The following is a 20,153-nucleotide window of genomic DNA, read 5'->3' as shown; positions in this document are numbered from 1 at the left end:
GGCGCGGGGCCCGGCCCGCGTCCGGCCCACAGCCCTGCTTCAGCCGCCTTCCGGCACGCCAGGCGCCGATGCGCGGGGCGGGCCGCGGCCTCGTCGCCCGCCGCGGCGCCTTGAATCGCGTGGCGGGGTTCCCCATTCTTGCGGTTCAGCCGTTCACCGCGCCGCGATGCGGAAACTTCCGCGGCACGGGGCGAGAAGCCGCCCGAGTCGCCAGTAAACCCAAGGATTATAGACATGAGCACCCCCAAGCACAGCCGACTGCTGATCCTCGGCTCCGGCCCTGCCGGCTACACCGCCGCGGTGTATGCGGCCCGCGCCAACCTCAAGCCGACGCTGATCACCGGCCTGCAGCAAGGCGGCCAGCTGATGACCACCACCGACGTGGACAACTGGCCGGGCGACGAGAAGGGCGTGCAGGGTCCGGAGCTGATGCAGCGCATGGCCGAGCATGCCGAGCGCTTCAACACCGAGATGGTGTTCGACCACATCCACAGCGCCGACCTCTCGCAGCGGCCGTTCAAGCTCAAGGGCGACTCGGGCGAATACACCGCCGACGCGCTGATCATCACCACCGGCGCCACCGCCAAGTACCTCGGCATCGCCAGCGAGGAGCGCTACAAGGGCAAGGGCGTGTCCGCCTGCGCCACCTGCGACGGCTTCTTCTTCCGCGAGCAGGACGTGGTGGTGATCGGCGGCGGCAACACCGCGGTGGAAGAGGCGCTCTACCTCGCCAACATCTGCCGCAAGGTGTACCTGGTGCACCGGCGCGACAAGCTGCGCGCGGAGAAGATCCTGCAGGACAAGCTGTTCGAGAAGGAAGCGGCCGGCAAGATCGAGCTGGTGTGGAACCACGGCGTGGACGAGGTGCTGGGCGACGAGCAGGGCGTCACCGGCGTGCGCGTGAAGGACGTCGACAGCGGCGCCACCCGCGACATCGCGGCCACCGGCTTCTTCGTCGCCATCGGCCACACGCCCAACACCGGCATCTTCGAGGGCCAGCTGGAGATGAAGAACGGCTACATCACGATCCGCAGCGGCCTCGAGGGTCTCGCCACCATGACCTCGGTGCCCGGCGTGTTCGCCGCCGGCGACGTGGCCGACCAGGTCTACCGCCAGGCCGTGACCTCGGCCGGCTTCGGCTGCATGGCGGCGCTGGACGCGGAGCGCTGGCTGGACCAGCAGCCCAAGGCCGCCTGAGCCACGGGAGGGCGGCCCGGCCGCTCTCCTCTATAGTTATGCGCCGCATGCGTCCATGCGGCGCGGTAGTAGGATGACTCGAAGTCGTTCCCACGCATCGCTTGAGGCCAGTCCAGCGCGTGATCGAGGCCCGTTTCCATCCCCGGATCGAAGACATCCCCGCCTCCGACTGGGATGCGCTGCGGGCCGACGGCAACCCTTTCCTCGCCCATGCCTTCCTGCACGCGCTGGAGCGCAGCGGCTCTATCCGTCCCGACTGGGGCTGGCAGCCGCACCATCTGGGCCTGTACGAGCGGGGCCGGCTGATCGCCGCGGCGCCGCTCTACCTCAAGGGCAACTCGCACGGCGAGTTCGTGTTCGACTGGAGCTGGGCCAGCGCGTGGGAGCGCGCCGGCGGCGAGTACTACCCCAAGCTGCTCAACGCGGTGCCCTATTCGCCCGTGCCGGGGCCGCGCCTGCTCGCCGGCCGCGACGTACGCACGCCGCTGCTGCAACGGGCGCTGGCGGAGGCGATGCGCGGGGAGGCCGAGCGGCTCGGCCTGTCCTCGGTGCACGCCAACTTCCTGCTGCCGGACGAGGCGGAAGCCTTCGACGACGACTGGCTGGCGCGCTCGGACGTACAGTTCCACTGGCACAACCGCGGCTACCGCGATTTCGACGACTTTCTCGCCGCGCTCAACCACAAGAAGCGCAAGAACATCCGCCACGAGCGCAGGCAGGTCGCCGCCAGCGGCCTCGCGCTGGAATGGCGCGCGGGCCGCACGCTCTCGCTGGAGGAGTGGCGCCGCGTGCATGCGCTCTATGCCGCCACCTTTGACGCCAAGGGCAACCACGCCGCGCTCACCGCCGCCTTCTTCACCCGCCTGGGCACGCTGGGCGAGGCGGCGCAGGTGGCGCTGGCGCGCGAGGACAGCGGGCGCATCGTGGCGATGGCCCTGTTCCTGCGCGGCGGCGAGGCGCTGTACGGGCGCTACTGGGGCGCCGAGGCGGAAGTGCCCGGCCTGCACTTCGAGCTGTGCTACTACCGCGGCATCGACTACGCCATCGCCGAGGGGCTGCAACGCTTCGAGCCGGGCGCGCAGGGCGAGCACAAGCTGGCGCGCGGCTTCCTGCCGACGCGCACGCATTCGCGCCACTACCTGGTGGACGAACGTTTCCGCCAGGCGGTGCGCGATGCGCTGGCCCGCGAGGCCGTGGCGGTCGACGAGTACGCGGAGGACCTCGCCGCGCACAGCCCCTATGCGGTCGCCGGGCGATGATCCGCCTCGCCCTGCTCGACGACGACGCGCCGGAGCGCTTTCCCGATCCCGAGCAGGCGCTGGACGATCCCAACGGCCTGCTCGCCTTCGGCGGCGACCTCTCGCCGCGCCGGCTGCTGGCTGCCTACCGGCGCGGCATCTTCCCGTGGTTCGGCGAGCACGAGCCGCTGCTGTGGTGGTCGCCCGACCCGCGCTGCGTGTTCCGCACTGACCGCCTGCGCCCCAACCGCAGCCTGCGCCGCCGGCTGGCCGGCAAGCCCTGGTCGATCACCGTGGACCGCGCCTTCCGCGCGGTGGTGGAGGCCTGCGCCGCGCCGCGGCCGGGCCAGGCTGGCACCTGGATCGTGCCGTCGATGCTGGAGGCCTACGCCGCCCTGCACGAGCTCGGCCACGCGCACAGCGTGGAGGTGTGGGACGGCACGCGCCTGGTCGGCGGCATCTATGGCGTCGCGGTCGGCCGGCTGTTTTGCGGCGAGTCGATGTTCAGCCACGAGAGCGGCGGCTCGAAGCTCGCGCTCTGCGCGCTGGCCGCCCTGCTGCGCCGCTGGGGCTTCCCGCTGATCGACGCCCAGGTAAGCAACCCGCACCTGCTGATGCTGGGCGCCGAAGAAGTGCCGCGCCGCGCCTTCCTCGACGAGGCCGTGCGGCTGGCCGCCGCATCGTCCGACGCGGCGGGCTGGCGCGGCGTGCCGGCGATGGCGCTGGCGGACCTGCTGCGGGAGACGTGAGTCAGTCCGGCGCGCCGAACGCGAGCGTCTTCAGCTCCGTGTAATGGGCCAGGAACAGCGCCACGGCCTGGGGGTCGAACTGGCTGCCCACGCCGTCGCGCAGGTAGGCCAGCGCGCGGCGCTCCGTCCACGGCATCTTGTAGGGGCGCCGGGAGACCAGCGAATCCCATACGTCCACCACGCTGAGCAGGCGCGCCCCCATCGGGATCGCGTGGCCGCGGAGCCCGCGTGGATAGCCGCTGCCGTCCCAGCGCTCGTGGTGGCAATAGGCGATATCGGTGAAGTCGCGCAGAGCGTCGATCTGCAGCAGCAGCTCGCGGCCGAGTTCCGGATGCCGGCGCATCTGGGCCAGCTCCTCCGCGTCCAGCCGGCCGGGCTTCATCAGGATGTGGTCGGGGACGGCGATCTTGCCGACGTCGTGCAGCACCGCGCCGATGCGGATGCGTTCGAGCTCCTGCGCCTGCACGCCGGCCCGGCGCGCCAGCCCCACCGTCACCCGCGCCACGCGGTCGGTATGCAGCAAGGTGTCGCGGTGGCGCGCGCCGAGGGTCGTCCGTAGTGCCAGCAGGGCCTGCTCCGCGGGTGAATCCGCGGACGCGAAGCGCGGGGCCTCGCCCTGCCGGGCCCGGGCGAGACGGCGCGCGTGGCGGGCGGCCAGCGCGTACAGCAGCGCGCCGGTGAACAGCACGAACAGCCAGCCCTTCACGCTGTGCGCGATCGACAGGGCATCGGCGTCGAGCAGCGACCTGTCCAGCAGGCGGTCGGACAGCCCGATCCACAGTGCGGCGACGACCACGTAGGCGAGCGCGATGCGTCCCGGCGACCCGAACGTCATGGCTGCCCCTGCCGGCCTGCCGCCGCATCCCTTCTTTGCACCGCTCACCTCTCCGCTCGACTCGCTACCGTACCTCGCCGGCACCGGCATGCGCCGGCGCGGCCGACAGGGTAGCGCCCCCCGCCCCGCGCCTCCAGGCGGTTTTTGTCACGCCCCGCGGCTGGCGTAGTGCGCGTCGATGTAGCCCTCGACGATGCCCACGAACTCGCTGGCGATGTTGTCGCCGCGCAGGGTCATCGCCTTCTCGCCGTCGATGAACACCGGCGCCGAGGGCGCCTCGCCGTTGCCCGGCAGCGAGATGCCGATGTTGGCGTGCTTGGATTCGCCCGGACCGTTCACCACGCAGCCCATCACGGCCAGGGTCATGTTCTCCACGCCGTCGTATTTCACCCGCCACTCGGGCATCTTGGCGCGCACGTGCTCCTGCACGGTCTTGGCCAGCTCCTGGAAGAAGGTGCTGGTGGTGCGCCCGCAGCCGGGGCACGCGGTGACCATCGGCGTGAAGGCGCGCAGGCCCATGGTCTGCAGCAGCTCCTGCGCCACCACCACCTCGCCGGTGCGCGGCTGGCCGGGCTCGGGCGTGAGCGAGATGCGGATGGTGTCGCCCAGCCCTTCCTGCAGCAGCACCGCCAGCGCGGCGGACGAGGCGACGATGCCCTTGGAACCCATGCCGGCCTCGGTGAGCCCCAGGTGCAGTGCGTAGTCGCAGCGCTCGCCGAGGTCGCGGTACACCGCGATCAGCTCCTGCACGCCGGAGACCTTGCACGAGAGGATGATGCGCTCGCGCGGCAGGCCCAGTGCCTCGGCGCGCGCGGCCGAATCCAGCGCCGAGCGGATCAGCGCCTCGCGCGCCACGTGCGAGGCGTCCCACGGCTCGGCGCGGCGGGCGTTCTCGTCCATCAGCGCGGCCACCATGCTCTGGTCCAGCGAGCCCCAGTTGGCGCCGATGCGCACCGGCTTGCCGTATTCGAGGGCCTTCTCGATGATGGCCGCGAACTGGCTGTCCTTCTTCTTGCCGAAGCCGACGTTGCCGGGGTTGATGCGGTACTTGGCCAGCGCCTCGGCGCAGGCGGGCTCGGCTTCCAGCAGCTGGTGGCCGTTGTAGTGGAAGTCGCCGATGATCGGCACCTCCACGCCCATCATGTCCAGGCGCTCGCGGATGCGCGGCACCGCGGCGGCGGCGGCCGGCGTGTTCACCGTGATGCGCACCAACTCGGAGCCGGCGCGGGCCAGCTCGGCGATCTGCCTGGCCGTGCCGGCGGGGTCCTCGGTGTCGGTGTTGGTCATCGACTGCACCACCACCGGGGCGCCGCCGCCGACCTGCACCTTGCCGATGCGCACGCCGACGCTCGCGCGCCGGAGCGCCGGCTCGGCCGGCCGCGGGGAGGGAGAGGAGATGTCGTTCATGGCAGGGGTCGATCGAAGAGAAGGCGCGCCGAGGGCCGCCGCAGCTATCTAGGATACCCGACCCCGCATGTCGGCGCCCCTTGCGCGCGACATGCCTGCATGCGCCGCGGTCGCGCGCGAGGCGCGCTCCTTACACGGCGCGGCGCAACGCCGCCTGCAGCAGGCGGCGCTGCAGGCGCTCGGCGAGGTTGCCGGGCGCGGCGAGCGCCATGCGATCCAGCGCCTCCGCCTCGCCGTCCCGCTCGGCGCCGGGCCGGTACAGCGCGCGCAGCAGGGTGAGGCGGCCGCGCCAGTGCGAGGCGGAGGTCTTGAGCCATTCCAGCGCCGGCAGCAGGCGCTGCTCCACGGCGGTGAAGTCGCTACCCAGCGGGAAGTCCGGCAGCCGCCCTTCGTCGCGCAATGGGCGCAGCGCCTCGCGCAAATATTCGGGGCGATGGCGGCGCCAGGCCTCGGGAATGGCGAAGCCCGGCGCCAGCTTGCCGTGCGCCTTGGCCTCGGCCGCCAGCGCGTCGAGGAAGCGCGCGTCGCAGATCGCGAGCATCGCCTCGATGCACTCGCTGTCGCTCTTGCCGCGCAGGTCGGCCACGCCGTATTCCGTCACCACCAGGTCGCGCAGATGGCGCGGGATGGTGACGTGGCCGTAGCTCCAGCGGATGTTGGTGTGCGTGGCGCCGCCCGCCTCGCGGGTGGCGCGCAGCATCAGCACCGAGCGCCCGTCCGGCAGCTCGTGGGCCATCGCCACGAAGTTGTACTGGCCGCCCACTCCGCTCACCACCTGCCCGTCTTCCAGGCCGTCGGATACCGCCGCGCCGAGCAGGGTCGCCATCATGCAGGTGTTGAAGAAGCGCGCGCCGCGCCGCTGCAGCGCGGCCAGCGCCTGGTGGTCGCCGTAGAGCTGGTTGACGTTGGACACCGGGCCCATGTCGATGGCGTCGGGATCGGTCGCCTCGGTGGCGGCGATCCACTCGTAGAGCTCGCGCGAGCCGAGGAAGAAGGCGCCGCGCAGGTAGTGCCCGCCCGGCGTGTCCGGATGCAGCCGGCCCTCGGCGGCGGCGCGTTCCAGCGCCAGGTTGTCCCAGCTGCGCCGCTTGAGGATGCCGGCGCGGGCCAGGTGCACGAAGCCGTCCATCACCATTTCGCTGGCGCCGTAGAGGCCAACCCGGAAAGGGTCGAGGCCGCCCAGGCGCCCGGCCAGCGCACGAGTGCGCCCTTCCCCGTCCAGCGCTTCCAGCCCACGGCGCCAGGCCGCGTTGTCCTGCTGGCGCAGGCCGAGCGCGTGCACCAGCGCGTCCGACAGCGCGCCGATGCCGACCTGCAGGCAGCCGCCGTCGCGCACCAGCGCGCTGGCATGCAGGCCCAGCGCATGCTCGGCCAGGCGCACCGGCTGGCGCGGCACGGCGAACAGGCGCGGGGACTGCGAGGGCGCGAGCTCGACGTCGAAGAAATCCGCCGCCACCTCGGCGTGGCCGGTGAGGTAGGGCAGCGCCGGATGCACCACCGCCACGCACAGCGGCCGGGCCTGGCCGGCGCGCTTCGACTCTTCGAGGAAATCCAGCGTGAGGTCGGGGTTGCACGAGAGGCTGTAGCGCACGCCCGCGGCCGTCTCGCGGCGCGCCACCAGCTGTACCAGCAGATTGATGCCTTGCCCGGCGAGGTCGCGCGCCACGTGGGTGTAGTTCTGGCTGATGTAGTCGCGCTGGGCGCGGGCCGCATGCAGCAGCGCGCCGGATTGCAGATAAAACTCGTGCACCGCCACGTTGCCGGGCAGCGCGTTGCGCTGCTGGTCCACGGCGTATTCGGGGTCCTCGGCCTCGCTGCCGAAATGGCGGTCGAGGAAGGGTTGCAGGAAGCGCGCCTCCAGCCCCGGGCGTGGGCGCGGCCGCACCAGCGACAGCGCGGTGTAGAGCGTCAGCGAGCGCGTCGCGTCCGCGGCGGTGAGGTAGTAGAGCGCGTTGAGCAAGCCGTGCGGCTTGCCCAGCCCGAGCGGCGCGGCCACGCGCAGGTGGGACCCCAGCTTCTCGGCGAGGTAGCGCGCGCAGTCGTCGGCGGAAGTGAAGCGTGGCTGGGCGCTCATGCCCCCGATCATCGCAGAAGCCCTGCGCGACGTGCATCCGCCGCGGCTGCCGCAGGCGGGCTCGGGCACGCGCAGGCCGCGGCCAGGCTCTACACTCCCTCGCATGCACCCCGCCCCGTTCAATCCGCGCACACATAGCCGCCTGCTCGCCGAGCGGGCGCTGGTGCGCGCGGCCGGTGCGCCGCTGATCGGCGGCAATGCGGCGCAGCTGCTGATCGACGCCGCCGCCCACTTCGAGGCCTGGCTCGCGGCGATCCGCGGCGCCACGCGGCGGGTGCTGCTGGAGAACTACATCATCCGCGACGACGAGGTCGGCCGCGCTTTCCGCGACGCGCTCGCCGAACGCGCCGCGGCCGGCGTGCGGGTGGCGGTGATCGGCGACTGGATGGGCTGCCTCGGCCAGTCCGGCCGCGCCTTCTGGCGCCCGCTGCGCGCGGCCGGCGGCGAGGTGCGGGTGTTCAACCCGCCGCAGCTCGGCCGGCCCTTCGGCTGGATCAGCCGCGACCACCGCAAGCTGCTGGTGGTCGACGGCAAGCTGGGCTTTCTCTCCGGCGTCTGCCTCAGCGCCAAATGGCTGGGCGACCCCAAACGCCACGTGCCGCCGTGGCGCGACACCGGCGTGGGCCTGCGCGGCCCGGCGGTGGCCGAGCTGGAACACGCCTTCGCCCAGAGTTGGGCCGCCTGCGGCACGCCGCTGCCGGCCTTCGACGCGGCGCCGCCCGCCGCGGCCGGCGAGGTGGCGCTGCGGGTGATCGCCACGCAGCCCTCGAGCGCCGGCATGTACCGCCTGGACCAGACCATCGCGACCATGGCGCGCAAGACGCTGTGGCTCACCGACGCCTATTTCGTCGGCGTGGCGCCCTACGTGCAGGCGCTGGCCGCCGCCGCACGCGACGGTGTGGACGTGCGCCTGCTGGTGCCGGGCAGCAGCGACATCCCGCTGGTGGCCGGCTTCTCGCGCTCGGGCTACCGGCCGCTGCTCAAGGCCGGCATCCGCGTGTTCGAGTGGAACGGCTCGATGCTGCACGCCAAGACGGCGGTGGCCGACGGGCAGTGGGCGCGGGTGGGTTCCTCCAACCTCAACATCGCCAGCTGGCTGAACAACTACGAGATCGACGTGGCGATCGAGGATGCCGGCTTCGCCTCCGGCCTCGCCGCGCAATACGAGCGCGACCTCGGCAACGCCACCGAGATCGTGCTGGCACCGCGGCGACGGCATCCGCAGCGCGAGCGCGTGCAGCGCAGCGCGGCGCGCCCGCCCCGCTTCCATCCCATCGGCGGCAGTTCCAGCCGCGCCGCGGCCGGTGCGCTGCGCCTGGCCAACACCGTGGGCGCCGCGCTCACCGACCGCCGCGTGCTCGGCGACACCGAGACCGGCCCGCTGCTGACCGGCACGCTGGTGCTGGCCGCGCTCGCGGCGATCGCCATCCTGTGGCCGGCGGTGCTGGCCTGGCCGCTGGCCGTGCTGTGCGCGTGGTTCGCGCTCAACCTCGGCATCCGCACCTGGCGGCTGCGGCGCCGGCGACGTGCCCGGGCGGCGTCGGAGCAGGCCGCCGACTGACCCACCGCGCCGCTCGCGCGGCCGGTGTCCCGCGTGGCCGCTTACCCACAGCCCGACGATCGCCGGACGATCGGCATGCGAAGCAGGCTCAGCCCTTGTAGACGCGCGGTACCCGCTTGAGATGGCATAGCAGCTCGTAGGCGCTGGTGCCGCAATGCGTGGCCAGCGCGGCCACGTCCACCTCGTCGCCCCACAGCTGCACACGGCTGCCGAGCCCGGCCTCGGGGTGGTCGGTGAGGTCCACCGTCAGCATGTCCATCGAGACGCGGCCGATCAGCCGGCCGGGACGGCCGTCGATGCTCACCGGCGTGCCGTCCGGCGCCTGCTGCGGATAGCCGTCGGCATAGCCGAAGGCCACCACGCCCACCCGCGTGGGCCGCGCGGTGACGAAGCGCCCGCCGTAGCCCACCGGCTCGCCGGCGCCCAGCTCGCGCACGCTGATGATCTTCGACTCCGCAGCCATCACCGGCCGCAGGCGCTGTGCCTGGGGCTGGGTGCGGTCGAACGGCGTGGCGCCGTAGAGCATCAGGCCGGGACGCACCCAGTCGCTGCACAGCTGCGGCCAGCCCAGCAGCGCGGGCGAGTTGCACAGGCTGCTCTCGGCCGGCAGCCCGGCCGCGGCCTGCGCGAACACCGCGCCCTGCTCGGCGCTGCGCGGGCTGTCCAGTTCGTCCGCGCGGGCGAAATGAGTCATCAGCACCACCTTGTCCACCTGCGGCACGGCGCTCAGGCGGGCGAAGGCGGCGGCGTAGTCGCGCGGGTCGAAGCCCAGCCGGTGCATGCCCGAGTCGAGCTTGAGCCAGCATTGCAGCGGGCGCTCAAGCGCCGCCCGCTCGATGGCTTCGAGCTGCCACCACGAGGCCACCGCGGTCCACAGGCCGTGGGCCTGGATCAGCGCCAGCTCGTCGGCCTCGAAGAAGCCTTCGAGCAGCAGGATCGGTGCCTCGATGCCGGCCCGGCGCAGTTCCAGCGCCTCCTCGATGCAGGCCACCGCGAAGCCGTCGGCCTCGCCTTCCAGCGCCCGAGCGCAGGCTACCGCGCCGTGGCCGTAGGCATCGGCCTTGACCACCGCCAACGCCTTGCCGCCGTCCAGTTCGCGCGCCAGGCAGTAGTTGTGGCGCAGGGCATCGAGGTCGATCAGGGCACGGGCAGGACGCATGGCGGAGAGGTATGGCAATGAGGGTTTCAAAGAGTGTCCGGGCAAGGCGCCCGGCGCATGGCCGGGCCATGACGCGATCAGGGCAGCGCGGCGACCACCGACATCTCGACCAGGATCTCCGGCTCGCACAGCCTGGCCTCGACCGTGGCGCGCGCGGGCGTGCTGCCGGCCGGCAGCCACTGGTCCCACACCTTGTTCATGCCCTCGAAATGGGCGTCGATGTCCTTGAGGTAGACGGTGACGGAGAGGATGCGCGCGGCCTCGGTGCCGGCCTCGGCCAGCAGCTGCTCGATCGCGGCCAGGGTTTCGCGGGTCTGCTGCTCGATGCCGCCGTCGAGGTTCTCGGCCACCTGGCCGGCCAGGTAGACGACGCCGCGGTGGATCACGATCTGGCTGTAGCGGGCATCGCTGTGCAGGCGTTGGATGGTCATGGCTTTCCTCGTGTTGCGGTTGGTGCGGGTGAAGCGTTTTCAGCCGTAGCGCGACAGGTCCAGGCCCTCGCCGCTGATGTCGGGCTTGCGCCCGGCCATCACGTCGGCGAGGTAGCGGCCCGAGCCGCAGGCCATGGTCCAGCCCAGCGTGCCGTGGCCGGTGTTGAGGTAGAGGCCCTCGAGCGGCGCGGCGCCGAGCACCGGCGTGCCGTCCGGCGTGGCCGGGCGCAGGCCGCACCAGAAGCTGGCCTGCGCCAGGTCGCCGCCGCGCGGGTAGAGGTCGCCCACCACCTTGTCGAGCGTGGCACGCCGGCGCGCCGGCAGCGAGAGATCGAAGCCGGCCACCTCGGCCATGCCGCCCACGCGGATGCGCCGGTCGAAGCGGGTGATCGCCACCTTGTAGGTCTCGTCCAGGATGGTCGAGGTCGGCGCCATCGCCGGATCGGTGATCGGCAGGGTCAGCGAGTAACCCTTGAGCGGGTACACCGGCAGGCGGATGCCGTGCGGCTTGAGCAGCAGCGGCGAGTAGCTGCCCAGCGCCACCACGTAGCGGTCGGCGGTTTCCAGCTTGCCGTCGATCCACGCGCCGCTTACCGCGCCGCCGTCCACCTGCAGGCGCTCGATGCGCCGGCCGTACTCGAAGCGCACGCCACGTTCGGCGGCCATCGCGGCGAGGCGGGTGGTGAACAGCTGGCAGTCGCCGGTCTGGTCGTTGGGCAGGCGCAGCGCGCCGGCCAGGGTGTCGATCACGCCGGCCAGCGCGGGCTCCACGCGCACGATGCCGGCGCGGTCCAGCAGCTCGTAGGGCACGCCCGACTCCTCGAGCACGGCGATGTCCTTGGCCGCGGCGTCGAGCTGTTGCTGGGTGCGGAAGAGCTGGGTGGTGCCGAGCTGGCGGCCTTCGTAGTCGATGCCGGTTTCCGCGCGCAGCGCGTCCAGGCAATCGCGGCTGTACTCGGACAGGCGCACCATGCGCTCCTTGTTCACCGCGTAGCGCTCGGCGGTGCACTGGCCGAGCATCTGCGCCAGCCAGCGGTACTGTTCGAGGTTCAAGGTTGGCTTGATCGCCAGCGGCGCATGACGCTGGAACAGCCACTTGACCGCCTTCAGCGGCACGCCCGGCGCCGCCCACGGCGAGGCGTAGCCGGGCGAGATCTGGCCGGCGTTGGCGTAGCTCGTCTCCAGCGCCGGGCCGGACTCGCGGTCCACCACGGTCACCTCGAAGCCGGCCTGTGCCAGATACCAGGCACTGCTCACGCCCACCACGCCACTGCCCAGCACCAGGACCCGCATCACCTCGATTCCCCCGAAAGAGTATTTACCCGCCACCGTTGCCGGTGCCGCATGTTTTATCGAGTATATGGTGACAAGTATGGTTTTTAGGCCCGATATACCATCAAATTTCAGGCAAAAACACCAATGCACATCCGTTTCACGGGAGCTTTTGCATGGCCACGCCCAACCGTCGCCGCGAACTCGACAAGATCGACCGCCACATCCTGCGCATCCTGCAACAGGAAGGCCGCATCGCCATGACCGAACTCGGCGAGCGCGTGGGCCTCTCCACCACCCCCTGCACCGAGCGCGTGCGCCGCCTCGAGCGCGAAGGGGTGATCACCGGCTACTACGCAAGGCTGGACCCGCAATACGTCAAGGCGAGCCTGCTGGTATTCGTGGAGATCAGCCTCGCCTACAAGTCCGGCGACATCTTCGAGGAATTCCGCCGCGCCGCCCTGCGCCTGCCCAACGTGCTGGAATGCCACCTGGTGTCGGGCGACTTCGACTACCTCATCAAGGCCCGCATCTCCGAGATGGCCTCCTACCGCAAGCTGCTCGGCAGCACCCTGCTCACCCTGCCGCACGTGCGCGAGTCCAAGAGCTACATCGTGATGGAGGAGGTGAAGGAGACGTTGAGCCTGCCGATTGCCGATTGAGGGCCGGGCTCATGGCCCGCGCCGCGGGGCAGCCCTGGCCTGCATGGATGGCCGGCCCCTCCCGAGGGACTCAAGGGCCGGACATCACCATCGAGACGACCTGCCTGACCCAGCGCGCCGGCCGCCGATCCGAAGGCACGACAAGCCGCCACGGGCCGTCCCCCGAAGGCAGCGCCTGCCCATTCTCCCGATCCACCAGGAAAACCTGCTTGTTGCCCAGCGTGGGATCGAGTTCCGCCAGGGAAAACACGACCCGATATCCGTCCGCCGCCGACACGGCGACGGTGGCGCCGAGGTGCTTGCCTCGCAGCGACTCGACAGGCTCCACCCCGGCTGCGCGGAGCACGGCGAGCAGGTCGTAGCCCTCGTAGCTCGCCGTCTTGCCGTGGGACGTAGCGGTCACGGATCGCTTTTGCAGCGGCGCCAACGCGTTGTCGGTCAGCTGGACCTTGGCGCCACTTGCAAGGGTGACCGTCGGCGCAGCAGCGCATAGGTGCCCACATGCAACCAGGAGAGCCATGGCGACGAGAAGACGAAGGGACATGTACATGGGCGCTGATGCCAAAGTTAGGGTGACGCGCATCGGCGCGACCGCTTGTTGAAGGATCGGAGCGTGGACAAGCCTCGCGGCATTGATCGAAGTTGCCGCGAGCCACGCAACTATGCCAGCTGCGAAGACCTGCGGATACGGACGCCCTCCTTCATGCGGTGGACCGTCTCGCCCGCCAGAGAATCCGCCTTCGAAAAACCTCGCAAGCGAATGTTCTGCCAATGGTTCGCGCCCGGGCTTGCGTGCTAGTCTGACCGACTCATGCACGCTCCCGACGACGCCCCGCCCCGCCATGTCCTCACGCCCAGCACGCTCAACCGGCTGGTGCGCGACCTGCTGGAGGATGCGCTGCCGCTGGTGTGGATCGAGGGCGAGCTGTCCAACGTGGCGCGGCCCGCGTCCGGGCACCTCTACTTCACCCTGAAGGACAGCGGCGCGCAGGTGCGCTGCGCGATGTTCAAGCCCAAGAGCACCTGGCTGCGCTTTCGCCCGGTGGACGGCATGCACGTGCTGGTGCGTGCGCGGGTGGGGCTGTACGAGCCGCGCGGCGAGTTCCAGCTGGTGGCCGAGCACATGGAGGAAGCCGGCGAAGGCGCCCTCCAGCGCGCCTTCGAACAGCTCAAGGCCCGGCTCGACGCCGAGGGCCTGTTCGACCCCGCCCGCAAGCGCCCCCTGCCCCGCCATGCGCGACGCATCGGCGTGATCACCTCCGCCACCGGCGCGGCCGTCCGCGACGTCTTGAGCGTGATGGCGCGGCGCTGGCCGCTGGCCGATGTGGAAGTACTGCCGGTGCCGGTGCAGGGCCGTGAGGCGCCGCCGGCGATCGCGGCGACGCTGCGGCGCGCCTCCGCCAGCGGCCGCTACGACGTGTTGCTGCTCACCCGCGGCGGCGGCTCGCTGGAAGACCTGATGGCCTTCAACGACGAGGCCGTGGCGCGCGCCATCCACGCCAGCGCGGTGCCGGTGGTGAGCGCGGTGGGCCACGAGATCGACTTCTCCATCGCCGACTTCGTGGCCGACCTGCGCGCGCCGACGCCCTCCGCCGCGGCCGAGCTGCTGGTGCCCGACGCGCAGGCGGTGAGTCGCCACCTTCGCCAGCTGGAAAGCCGGCTGCGCCTGCTGTTCGAGCGGCGCCGGCAGGCGCAGGGCCAGCGGCTGGATCACCTGTTCGCCCGCCTGCAGGCGCAGCGCCCGCAGGCGCGGCTGCAGCGCGACCGCGAGCGGCTCGCCCATCTCGAACGCCGCCTGCGCGCCATCGCCCTCGAGCAGCTGAAGGCGCGCAGCCTGCGGCTCGAACGCGCGCAGGCCCGCCTGCTCGCGCGGCAGCCCGGCCTGCGCCTCGCCGGCCTGCGCCAGCACCTCGTGGCGCTGGAACGGCGCCTGCAACAGGCCATGCTGCACCGCCTGGAACGCCAGCGGCACGCGCTCGACCGCAGTGGCCGCGCGCTGCACGCGATCAGCCCGCTGGCCACGCTGGAGCGCGGCTACGCCATCGTGTTCGACAGCCAGGGCAAGGTGCTGCGCTCGGCGCAGCACGTGCCGGCCGGCACCCCGCTGCGCGCGCGTCTCGCCGACGGCGAGCTGTCCTTGCGCGTCACCGACGACGAATAGGCCGCGGCCTTCGCCGTTGCGTGCCGGCTCTCGGCGCGCGCGTGCTCTCACGGCACCTGAACACGCCCGGCCGCATGCTCGCCGGTCGCTACCGAACGCGCTGCCGCGATGCCTTCGCCACCGCGTCGGATCGACCAGGAGCGATCCATGCTGAAGCAGAGCTACCCCTACTACCTCGCCAACAAGGCGCACACCGCGAAAGCGCAGCTGGATGTGCGCGACAAGTACAGCGGCCGCCTCGCCGCGCGCGTGGCGGTGCCCGATGCGCGCGCGGTGGAGAAAGCCCTCGCCGCCGCTGTGGCGGCCGTCGGGCCCATGCGTGCGCTCAAGCCCTGGGCGCGCCAGCGCGTGCTGCAACACTGCGCCGCGCGCTTCGAGGAACGCCGTGACGAACTGGCCAAGGCGCTGTGCATCGAGGCCGGCAAGCCGATCAAGGACGCGGCCGGCGAAGTCACCCGACTGATCGAGACCTTCCGCATCGCCGCCGAGGAAGCCGTGCGCGTCAACGGCGAGACGCTGAACCTGGAGATCGCGCCGCGGCTGGACGGCTACCGCGGCTACACCCGGCGCGTGCCGCTCGGCCCGGTGGCCTTCATCACGCCGTTCAACTTCCCGCTCAACCTGGTGGCGCACAAGGTGGCGCCGGCGATCGCCGCCGGCTGCCCGTTCGTGCTGAAACCGTCCGAGAAGACGCCCATCGGCGCGCTGATCATCGGCGAGGTGCTGGCCGAGACCGACCTGCCCCGCGGCGCCTTCTCCATCCTGCCGGTGGATGGCGAGCACGCCGCGCCGCTGGTGGAGGACGAGCGCCTGAAGCTGCTCTCCTTTACCGGCGGCCAGGTCGGCTGGACGCTCAAGGCCAAGGCGGGCCGCAAGAAGGTCACGCTGGAGCTGGGCGGCAACGCGGCCTGCATCGTCGACGCCGACCAGGCGCCGCAGCTCGACCGGGTGATCGAGCGGCTGGTGTTCGGCGCCTTCTACCAGTCCGGCCAGAGCTGCATCAGCGTGCAGCGCATCTACGCGCACGCCGCGCTCTACGACGAACTCAAGAAGCGGCTGGTCGCGCGCGTGAAACAGCTCAAGGCCGGCGATCCGAAGAAGAAGGAAACCTTCCTCGGGCCGATGATCGACGAGGCCGCCGCCGAGCGCCTGCACGGCTGGATCGGCGAAGCGCGCCAGGCCGGCGCCCGCCTGCTCTGCGGCGGCGGGCGAAAAGGCAACATGCTGGAAGCCACGCTGATGGAAGAGGTGCCGCGCGAAGCGAAGCTCAACCGGCAGGAGGCGTTCGGCCCGTTCGCCCTGCTCGCCCCCTTCGAGACCCTCGACGAGGCGTTCGCGCAGGTCAACGATTCGGACTACGGCCTGCAGGCGGGGTTCTTCACCGACAGCCTGGGCCACGCGATGCGCGCCTGGGACGAGCTGGAGCAAGGCGGCGTGATCGTCAACGACGTGCCCAGCTTCCGCGTGGACAACATGCCCTACGGCGGCAGCAAGCGCTCCGGCCTCGGCCGCGAAGGCGTGCGCTACGCCATCGAGGACATGACCGAGCTGCGGCTGCTGGTGGTGTACGACGTCTAGCCGCCGTGCCCTCCATGCCTGGAACGGCCCCGCCTGCAGGAGCGCGCCTTGCGCGCGACGCTCTAGCAGAACGCGGAACGGTGCGGCCTTAGCGCGAGGTGGCGGTCGCGCGCCAAGCGCGCTCCTGCACCCGGCAATCGGCCGCTCTCAGGCCACCGCATCGCCCGCCAGCCGCAGCCGGCTCACGTCGCGCAGCGGCGGCGCGCCGAACTGGCGGCTGTATTCGCGGCTGAACTGCGAGGGGCTTTCGTAGCCGACGCGGTGCGCGGCGGTGGCGACGTCGCACTCGCCGCCCAGCAGCAGGCGGCGCGCCTCCTGCAGGCGCAGCTGCTTCTGGTATTGCAGCGGACTCATCGCGGTGATCGCGCGGAAATGGTGATGCAGCGAGGACGGCCCCATGTTGACGCGCCCGGCCAGCTCCTCGATGCGCAGCGGCTCGTTGTAATGCCGGCGCAGCCATTCCACCGCCCGCGCGATCTGGTGGCTCTGGCTGCTCGAGGTCGCGATCTGCGCCAGCCGTGCGCCCTGCTCGCCGGTCAGCAGGCGGTAGATCAGTTCGCGCTCGATCAGCGGCCCCAGCACGGCGAGGTCGCGCGGCGCGTCGAGCAGACGCACGAGGCGCAGCAGCGGATCGAGCAGGTCGCCCTCCAGCGGGCTCATCGCGATGCCGCGCACGCTGGCCGAGGCGGCGGCGGGCGGCGGCAAGGCATCCGGCAGCAATTCGTGGATGCGCTGCAGGTCGAAGCGGTAGGTCAGGCACAGGCAAGGCTCGGCCCGGCTGGCGCGCAGCACCTGTGCGGACACCGGCACGTCCACCGAGGTCAGCAGGTAACTCCCCGGCTCGTACAGGAAGGCCTCCGGCCCCAGCAGGATCTGCTTGGCGCCCTTCAGCATCACGCCCAGGCCCGGCTCGTACAGGGTGCAGATGGGCACGCTGGGCGAGTCGGCGCGGAAGCAGCTCAGCGCGCCCCAGGCCGTGGAGTGGCTGCCCTCCGTCGGCGCCAATCGTTCAATCAGGGCTGTCAATTCCTCGCGGCGCCGTGTAAGGCGGGAGGGGTCGCCGTCTCGGAATGGCTTGTGTTCCATGGCTTTTTGCTCGTTCTCGATACGGCAAGCTTGCCTATTCCTGCGCCGCCTGGCGAGCCCCGCTCGGCGGCTTTGCAGGATCGGGCAATGATCCCGCAGGATCCGGCTACCGGCGTTCGACAGGCGCCGCCCATACTGACAGCCGTTCGTTCCTCCCCCTGACCGAAGGAGCCTCCATGGCCATCGCCACCCACGGTTACGCCGCCCAGTCCGCCGCTTCGCCGCTCGCCCCGCACCGCTTCGAGCGCCGCGATCCGCTGCCGGACGACGTGGTGATCGACATCCTCTACTGCGGCGTCTGCCACTCCGACCTGCACACCGCCCGCAACGAGTGGAAGAACACCCTCTACCCCTGCGTGCCCGGCCACGAGATCGTGGGTACCGTGTCCGCCGTCGGCGACAAGGTGACCAAGTTCAAGGTGGGCGACACCGTGGGCGTCGGCTGCATGGTGGACAGCTGCCAGCACTGCGCCTCCTGCGACGAGGGGCTGGAGCAGTACTGCGAGAACGGCTTCACCGGCACCTATAACGGCCCCGTGTTCGGCGGCGAGAACACTTTCGGCGGCTACTCCGACAAGATCGTGGTGAAGCAGGACTTCGTGCTGCGCGTCTCCCACCAGAGCAACCTCGCCGCGGTGGCGCCGCTGCTGTGCGCCGGCATCACCACCTGGTCGCCGCTGCGCCACTGGGGCGCCGGCCCGGGCAAGAAGGTGGGCATCGTGGGCCTGGGCGGCCTGGGCCACATGGGCGTGAAGCTGGCCAGCGCGCTCGGCGCCCACGTGGTGCTGTTCACCACCTCGCCCGGCAAGGAGGCCGACGCCAAGCGCCTGGGTGCGCACGAGGTGGTGGTGTCGAAGGACCCGGCCCAGATGGCCGCGCACGCCGGCAGCCTCGACCTCATCGTCAACACGGTGGCCGCGCAGCACGACCTGGACCCGTTCCTCAACCTGCTCAAGCGCGACGGCACCATGTGCCTGGTCGGCGCGCCGGAATACCCGCATCCGTCGCCCACCGTGTTCAACCTGATCTTCAAGCGCCGCTCGCTGGCCGGCTCGCTGATCGGCGGCATCGCCGAGACGCAGGAGATGCTGGATTTCTGCGCCGAGCACGACATCGTCAGCGACATCGAGACGATCGACATGGCGCAGATCAACGAGGCCTACGAGCGCATGCTCAAGAGCGACGTGCGCTACCGCTTCGTGGTGGACATCGCCTCGCTCAAGCAGGCCGCCTGAGCGGTTAGCGTTCAACCGGAGGCGTCGCCAGCGGCGGCGCCTTCGGCGCGTTCAGGCCCCGCCAGCCGTAGTAGCGGTAGCGCAGCAGGCCGATGTATTCATGCAACGCCGCGTCGGCCAGGGAGAAGTTCCAGCCCAGCGGGAGCGGCGAATACAGCGCTTTCACGTAGTCGCCGTGCACCGGCTGCGGCACGACGCCGAAATGGGCGAAGTACAGCAGGCTGCGGCGCAGGTGAATGGCCGAACTGACCAGCACGATGCGCTGCGGCGCATAGGCCGCCAGCAGCGGCCGGCTGAACTGCGCGTTCTGCCAGGTGCTGGTGCTGCGCGGCTCCAGCAGCAAATCGTGCCCAGGCACGCCCAGCGCGCGCAGCGCTCCGGCATAGACGACCGCCTCGGCGACGTGGTGGCCTTGCGCATCGCCGCCGCTCAGCAGCAGCTTGCAGTCGCCCCCGCTGTGCTTGCAGTCCCGGTACAGCACCGCCGCGCGCAGCAGGCGGCCCTGCATGAAGAAGGCCGGCTCCATCTCGCCGCCCGCCCGCACCGTGCCGGCGCCGAGCACGACGATGGCGTTGCGCGCCGCCCAGACTGGCGGTATGTCGCGGGCATAGGGCACCTGCAGGCTCTCCGCCAGCCAGTTCGCACCGGGGCCGCAGCCGATGCCGAACAGGCCCAGCGCGGCGAGGATCGCCGGCACGGGGGCCGCGGCGCGCAGGCGGCGCCAGCGCGCCAGCACCAGCGCGGCAACGGCCAGCAGCAGGATCACGAACAAGGTCATGGCGCACGTCCGGTGAGCGAGGGCAACGGTGGATGGTCGCCGATGCCTGCGGCGATCGCCAGCGCAGGCGACGGCCGCCGCGATTCGCCTTCGCCCACGCCGGCTCCACGGCGGCAAACCGGAACGACTCCGGGCGCGGAACCTACGGCGCGGGAGCATCGTTTCCACCGGGAAACACATCAATCACCGGGCGGCCATTGGAAAGCGCCCCTTGCGCGCCCACTCTAGCGCCACCGCTCAACGAGGTGCCGGATCATGTTCCGGAACGGATCACTGAAACTCGCTCTCTTCCTGCTGCTGGCGCTGGGCGCCGCGGCCCCCGCCGCGCACGCCGGCGACGACGATTACGTGCGGCTCGACGTGCCGCAGCTGCAGCAGGCGGTGACGTTCTTCCACGAGGTCATGGGCTGCGAGCCGCTCGAGGCCGGCCCTGCCGGCTCGGCGCTGCTGGAGTGCGCGCACGGCATGGTGCTCGAACTGGCCGAGACCGCCGCCGCGAACGGCGACGAAACCGGCGGGCGCGTCCGCTTCCGCACCGACGACGCCCGTTCGATGGCGGCCTGGCTGCGCAGCCGCCACCTGATGGCGATCGAGCATTCGCGGCCGGCGACGCCGGGCCGGGTGGTCACGGTCGACTTCCTCACGCCCTGGGGCCTGCCGCTGGAAGTGGTCGGCTACGACAGCACACCGGCACGCGAGTCCGCCGGGCAGCTGGCCGCGCAGTAGTAAC

The 20,153-nt window shown here is 71.3% G+C and carries 18 protein-coding genes; 9 read left to right on the top strand and 9 right to left on the bottom strand.

Going from position 1 to position 20,153, the window contains the following annotated elements; genetic code table 11:
* Positions 1-234 precede the first annotated feature (234 nt).
* From trxB to aat, 3 genes are all read left to right on the top strand, one after another.
* Entirely contained in the window at positions 235-1,197 is a 963-nt protein-coding gene (gene trxB, locus ACH65_RS02265; RefSeq protein ID WP_049620954.1) for a thioredoxin-disulfide reductase, read from the top strand.
* 119 nt (positions 1,198-1,316) lie between these two features.
* Positions 1,317-2,456 carry a GNAT family N-acetyltransferase gene (locus ACH65_RS02260; protein ID WP_049620953.1) on the top strand — a complete coding sequence of 380 codons (1,140 nt, stop codon included), beginning with the start codon at positions 1,317-1,319 and terminating at the stop codon, positions 2,454-2,456.
* Complete coding sequence (aat, locus tag ACH65_RS02255; RefSeq protein WP_082190092.1) at positions 2,453-3,184, top strand: leucyl/phenylalanyl-tRNA--protein transferase; 732 nt, start codon at positions 2,453-2,455, stop codon at positions 3,182-3,184. The genes ACH65_RS02260 and aat overlap by 4 nt, the downstream gene beginning before the upstream one ends.
* 1 nt (position 3,185) lies before the next feature.
* Here aat and ACH65_RS02250 read toward each other — a convergent pair whose 3' ends face one another.
* From ACH65_RS02250 to ACH65_RS02240, 3 genes are all read right to left on the bottom strand, one after another.
* Positions 3,186-4,019, bottom strand: coding sequence for an HD-GYP domain-containing protein (locus tag ACH65_RS02250; protein ID WP_049620952.1), 834 nt, complete (start codon positions 4,017-4,019; stop codon positions 3,186-3,188).
* Positions 4,020-4,166: 147 nt separating this feature from the next.
* Entirely contained in the window at positions 4,167-5,426 is a 1,260-nt protein-coding gene (gene ispG, locus ACH65_RS02245; protein WP_049620951.1) for a flavodoxin-dependent (E)-4-hydroxy-3-methylbut-2-enyl-diphosphate synthase, read from the bottom strand.
* Positions 5,427-5,556: 130 nt separating this feature from the next.
* Positions 5,557-7,500 carry an acetyl-CoA hydrolase/transferase C-terminal domain-containing protein gene (locus ACH65_RS02240; protein ID WP_153242428.1) on the bottom strand — a complete coding sequence of 648 codons (1,944 nt, stop codon included), beginning with the start codon at positions 7,498-7,500 and terminating at the stop codon, positions 5,557-5,559.
* A gap of 103 nt (positions 7,501-7,603) precedes the next feature.
* On the opposite strand from ACH65_RS02240, the gene ACH65_RS02235 reads away from it, so the two are divergent.
* Positions 7,604-9,061, top strand: a complete 1,458-nt coding sequence (locus ACH65_RS02235) for a phospholipase D-like domain-containing protein (protein ID WP_049620949.1) — start codon at positions 7,604-7,606, stop codon at positions 9,059-9,061.
* 88 nt (positions 9,062-9,149) lie between these two features.
* Here ACH65_RS02235 and alr read toward each other — a convergent pair whose 3' ends face one another.
* The 3 genes from alr to ACH65_RS02220 form a co-directional block, all read right to left on the bottom strand.
* Positions 9,150-10,220, bottom strand: a complete 1,071-nt coding sequence (alr, locus tag ACH65_RS02230; RefSeq protein WP_049620948.1) for an alanine racemase — start codon at positions 10,218-10,220, stop codon at positions 9,150-9,152.
* A 77-nt stretch (positions 10,221-10,297) separates the two neighbouring features.
* Positions 10,298-10,651, bottom strand: a complete 354-nt coding sequence (locus tag ACH65_RS02225) for a RidA family protein (protein ID WP_049620947.1) — start codon at positions 10,649-10,651, stop codon at positions 10,298-10,300.
* 39 nt (positions 10,652-10,690) lie between these two features.
* The gene (locus ACH65_RS02220) at positions 10,691-11,944 is read right to left on the bottom strand and encodes a D-amino acid dehydrogenase (protein WP_049620946.1); all 1,254 of its coding nucleotides are present in this window, start codon (positions 11,942-11,944) and stop codon (positions 10,691-10,693) included.
* Positions 11,945-12,099: 155 nt separating this feature from the next.
* On the opposite strand from ACH65_RS02220, the gene ACH65_RS02215 reads away from it, so the two are divergent.
* On the top strand, positions 12,100-12,585 hold the full coding sequence (locus ACH65_RS02215; RefSeq protein ID WP_049620945.1) for an Lrp/AsnC ligand binding domain-containing protein: 486 nt from the start codon (positions 12,100-12,102) through the stop codon (positions 12,583-12,585).
* A 70-nt stretch (positions 12,586-12,655) separates the two neighbouring features.
* Here ACH65_RS02215 and ACH65_RS02210 read toward each other — a convergent pair whose 3' ends face one another.
* On the bottom strand, positions 12,656-13,135 hold the full coding sequence (locus ACH65_RS02210) for a molybdopterin-binding protein (protein WP_049620944.1): 480 nt from the start codon (positions 13,133-13,135) through the stop codon (positions 12,656-12,658).
* Positions 13,136-13,396: 261 nt separating this feature from the next.
* On the opposite strand from ACH65_RS02210, the gene xseA reads away from it, so the two are divergent.
* Positions 13,397-14,746: an exodeoxyribonuclease VII large subunit gene (xseA, locus tag ACH65_RS02205; protein WP_049620943.1), complete on the top strand. Its 1,350-nt coding sequence runs from the start codon at positions 13,397-13,399 to the stop codon at positions 14,744-14,746.
* Positions 14,747-14,893: 147 nt separating this feature from the next.
* The gene (locus ACH65_RS02200; RefSeq protein ID WP_049620942.1) at positions 14,894-16,324 is read left to right on the top strand and encodes an aldehyde dehydrogenase family protein; all 1,431 of its coding nucleotides are present in this window, start codon (positions 14,894-14,896) and stop codon (positions 16,322-16,324) included.
* Between the two features lie 147 nt (positions 16,325-16,471).
* On the opposite strand, the gene ACH65_RS02195 is transcribed toward ACH65_RS02200, so the two are convergent.
* Positions 16,472-17,350, bottom strand: coding sequence for an AraC family transcriptional regulator (locus tag ACH65_RS02195; RefSeq protein ID WP_237561417.1), 879 nt, complete (start codon positions 17,348-17,350; stop codon positions 16,472-16,474).
* 236 nt (positions 17,351-17,586) lie between these two features.
* On the opposite strand from ACH65_RS02195, the gene ACH65_RS02190 reads away from it, so the two are divergent.
* Positions 17,587-18,645: an NAD(P)-dependent alcohol dehydrogenase gene (locus ACH65_RS02190; protein WP_049620940.1), complete on the top strand. Its 1,059-nt coding sequence runs from the start codon at positions 17,587-17,589 to the stop codon at positions 18,643-18,645.
* Between the two features lie 4 nt (positions 18,646-18,649).
* Here the strand turns inward: ACH65_RS02190 and ACH65_RS02185 are convergent, their stop codons facing one another.
* Entirely contained in the window at positions 18,650-19,423 is a 774-nt protein-coding gene (locus ACH65_RS02185) for a YdcF family protein (RefSeq protein WP_049620939.1), read from the bottom strand.
* A 255-nt stretch (positions 19,424-19,678) separates the two neighbouring features.
* On the opposite strand from ACH65_RS02185, the gene ACH65_RS02180 reads away from it, so the two are divergent.
* Complete coding sequence (locus ACH65_RS02180; protein WP_049620938.1) at positions 19,679-20,149, top strand: VOC family protein; 471 nt, start codon at positions 19,679-19,681, stop codon at positions 20,147-20,149.
* Positions 20,150-20,153 lie beyond the last annotated feature (4 nt).

The sequence above is a fragment of the Frateuria defendens genome, from assembly GCF_001182895.1.
Lineage (GTDB): Bacteria > Pseudomonadota > Gammaproteobacteria > Xanthomonadales > Rhodanobacteraceae > Frateuria_B > Frateuria_B defendens.
Note: the sequence above shows the minus strand (reverse complement) of the source record. Positions and strands in the feature narration are given on the sequence as shown.

Excerpts from the sequence above, each read along its gene's own strand:
- trxB (WP_049620954.1), top strand. The coding sequence starts at position 235 with ATGAGCACCCCCAAGCACAGCCGACTGCTGATCCTCGGCTCCGGCCCT.
- aat (WP_082190092.1), top strand. The coding sequence starts at position 2,453 with ATGATCCGCCTCGCCCTGCTCGACGACGACGCGCCGGAGCGCTTTCCC.
- ACH65_RS02250 (WP_049620952.1), bottom strand. The coding sequence starts at position 4,019 with ATGACGTTCGGGTCGCCGGGACGCATCGCGCTCGCCTACGTGGTCGTC.
- ispG (WP_049620951.1), bottom strand. The coding sequence starts at position 5,426 with ATGAACGACATCTCCTCTCCCTCCCCGCGGCCGGCCGAGCCGGCGCTC.
- ACH65_RS02240 (WP_153242428.1), bottom strand. The coding sequence starts at position 7,500 with ATGAGCGCCCAGCCACGCTTCACTTCCGCCGACGACTGCGCGCGCTAC.
- ACH65_RS02235 (WP_049620949.1), top strand. The coding sequence starts at position 7,604 with ATGCACCCCGCCCCGTTCAATCCGCGCACACATAGCCGCCTGCTCGCC.
- alr (WP_049620948.1), bottom strand. The coding sequence starts at position 10,220 with ATGCGTCCTGCCCGTGCCCTGATCGACCTCGATGCCCTGCGCCACAAC.
- ACH65_RS02225 (WP_049620947.1), bottom strand. The coding sequence starts at position 10,651 with ATGACCATCCAACGCCTGCACAGCGATGCCCGCTACAGCCAGATCGTG.
- ACH65_RS02220 (WP_049620946.1), bottom strand. The coding sequence starts at position 11,944 with ATGCGGGTCCTGGTGCTGGGCAGTGGCGTGGTGGGCGTGAGCAGTGCC.
- ACH65_RS02215 (WP_049620945.1), top strand. The coding sequence starts at position 12,100 with ATGGCCACGCCCAACCGTCGCCGCGAACTCGACAAGATCGACCGCCAC.
- ACH65_RS02210 (WP_049620944.1), bottom strand. The coding sequence starts at position 13,135 with ATGTACATGTCCCTTCGTCTTCTCGTCGCCATGGCTCTCCTGGTTGCA.
- xseA (WP_049620943.1), top strand. The coding sequence starts at position 13,397 with ATGCACGCTCCCGACGACGCCCCGCCCCGCCATGTCCTCACGCCCAGC.
- ACH65_RS02200 (WP_049620942.1), top strand. The coding sequence starts at position 14,894 with ATGCTGAAGCAGAGCTACCCCTACTACCTCGCCAACAAGGCGCACACC.
- ACH65_RS02190 (WP_049620940.1), top strand. The coding sequence starts at position 17,587 with ATGGCCATCGCCACCCACGGTTACGCCGCCCAGTCCGCCGCTTCGCCG.
- ACH65_RS02185 (WP_049620939.1), bottom strand. The coding sequence starts at position 19,423 with ATGACCTTGTTCGTGATCCTGCTGCTGGCCGTTGCCGCGCTGGTGCTG.
- ACH65_RS02180 (WP_049620938.1), top strand. The coding sequence starts at position 19,679 with ATGTTCCGGAACGGATCACTGAAACTCGCTCTCTTCCTGCTGCTGGCG.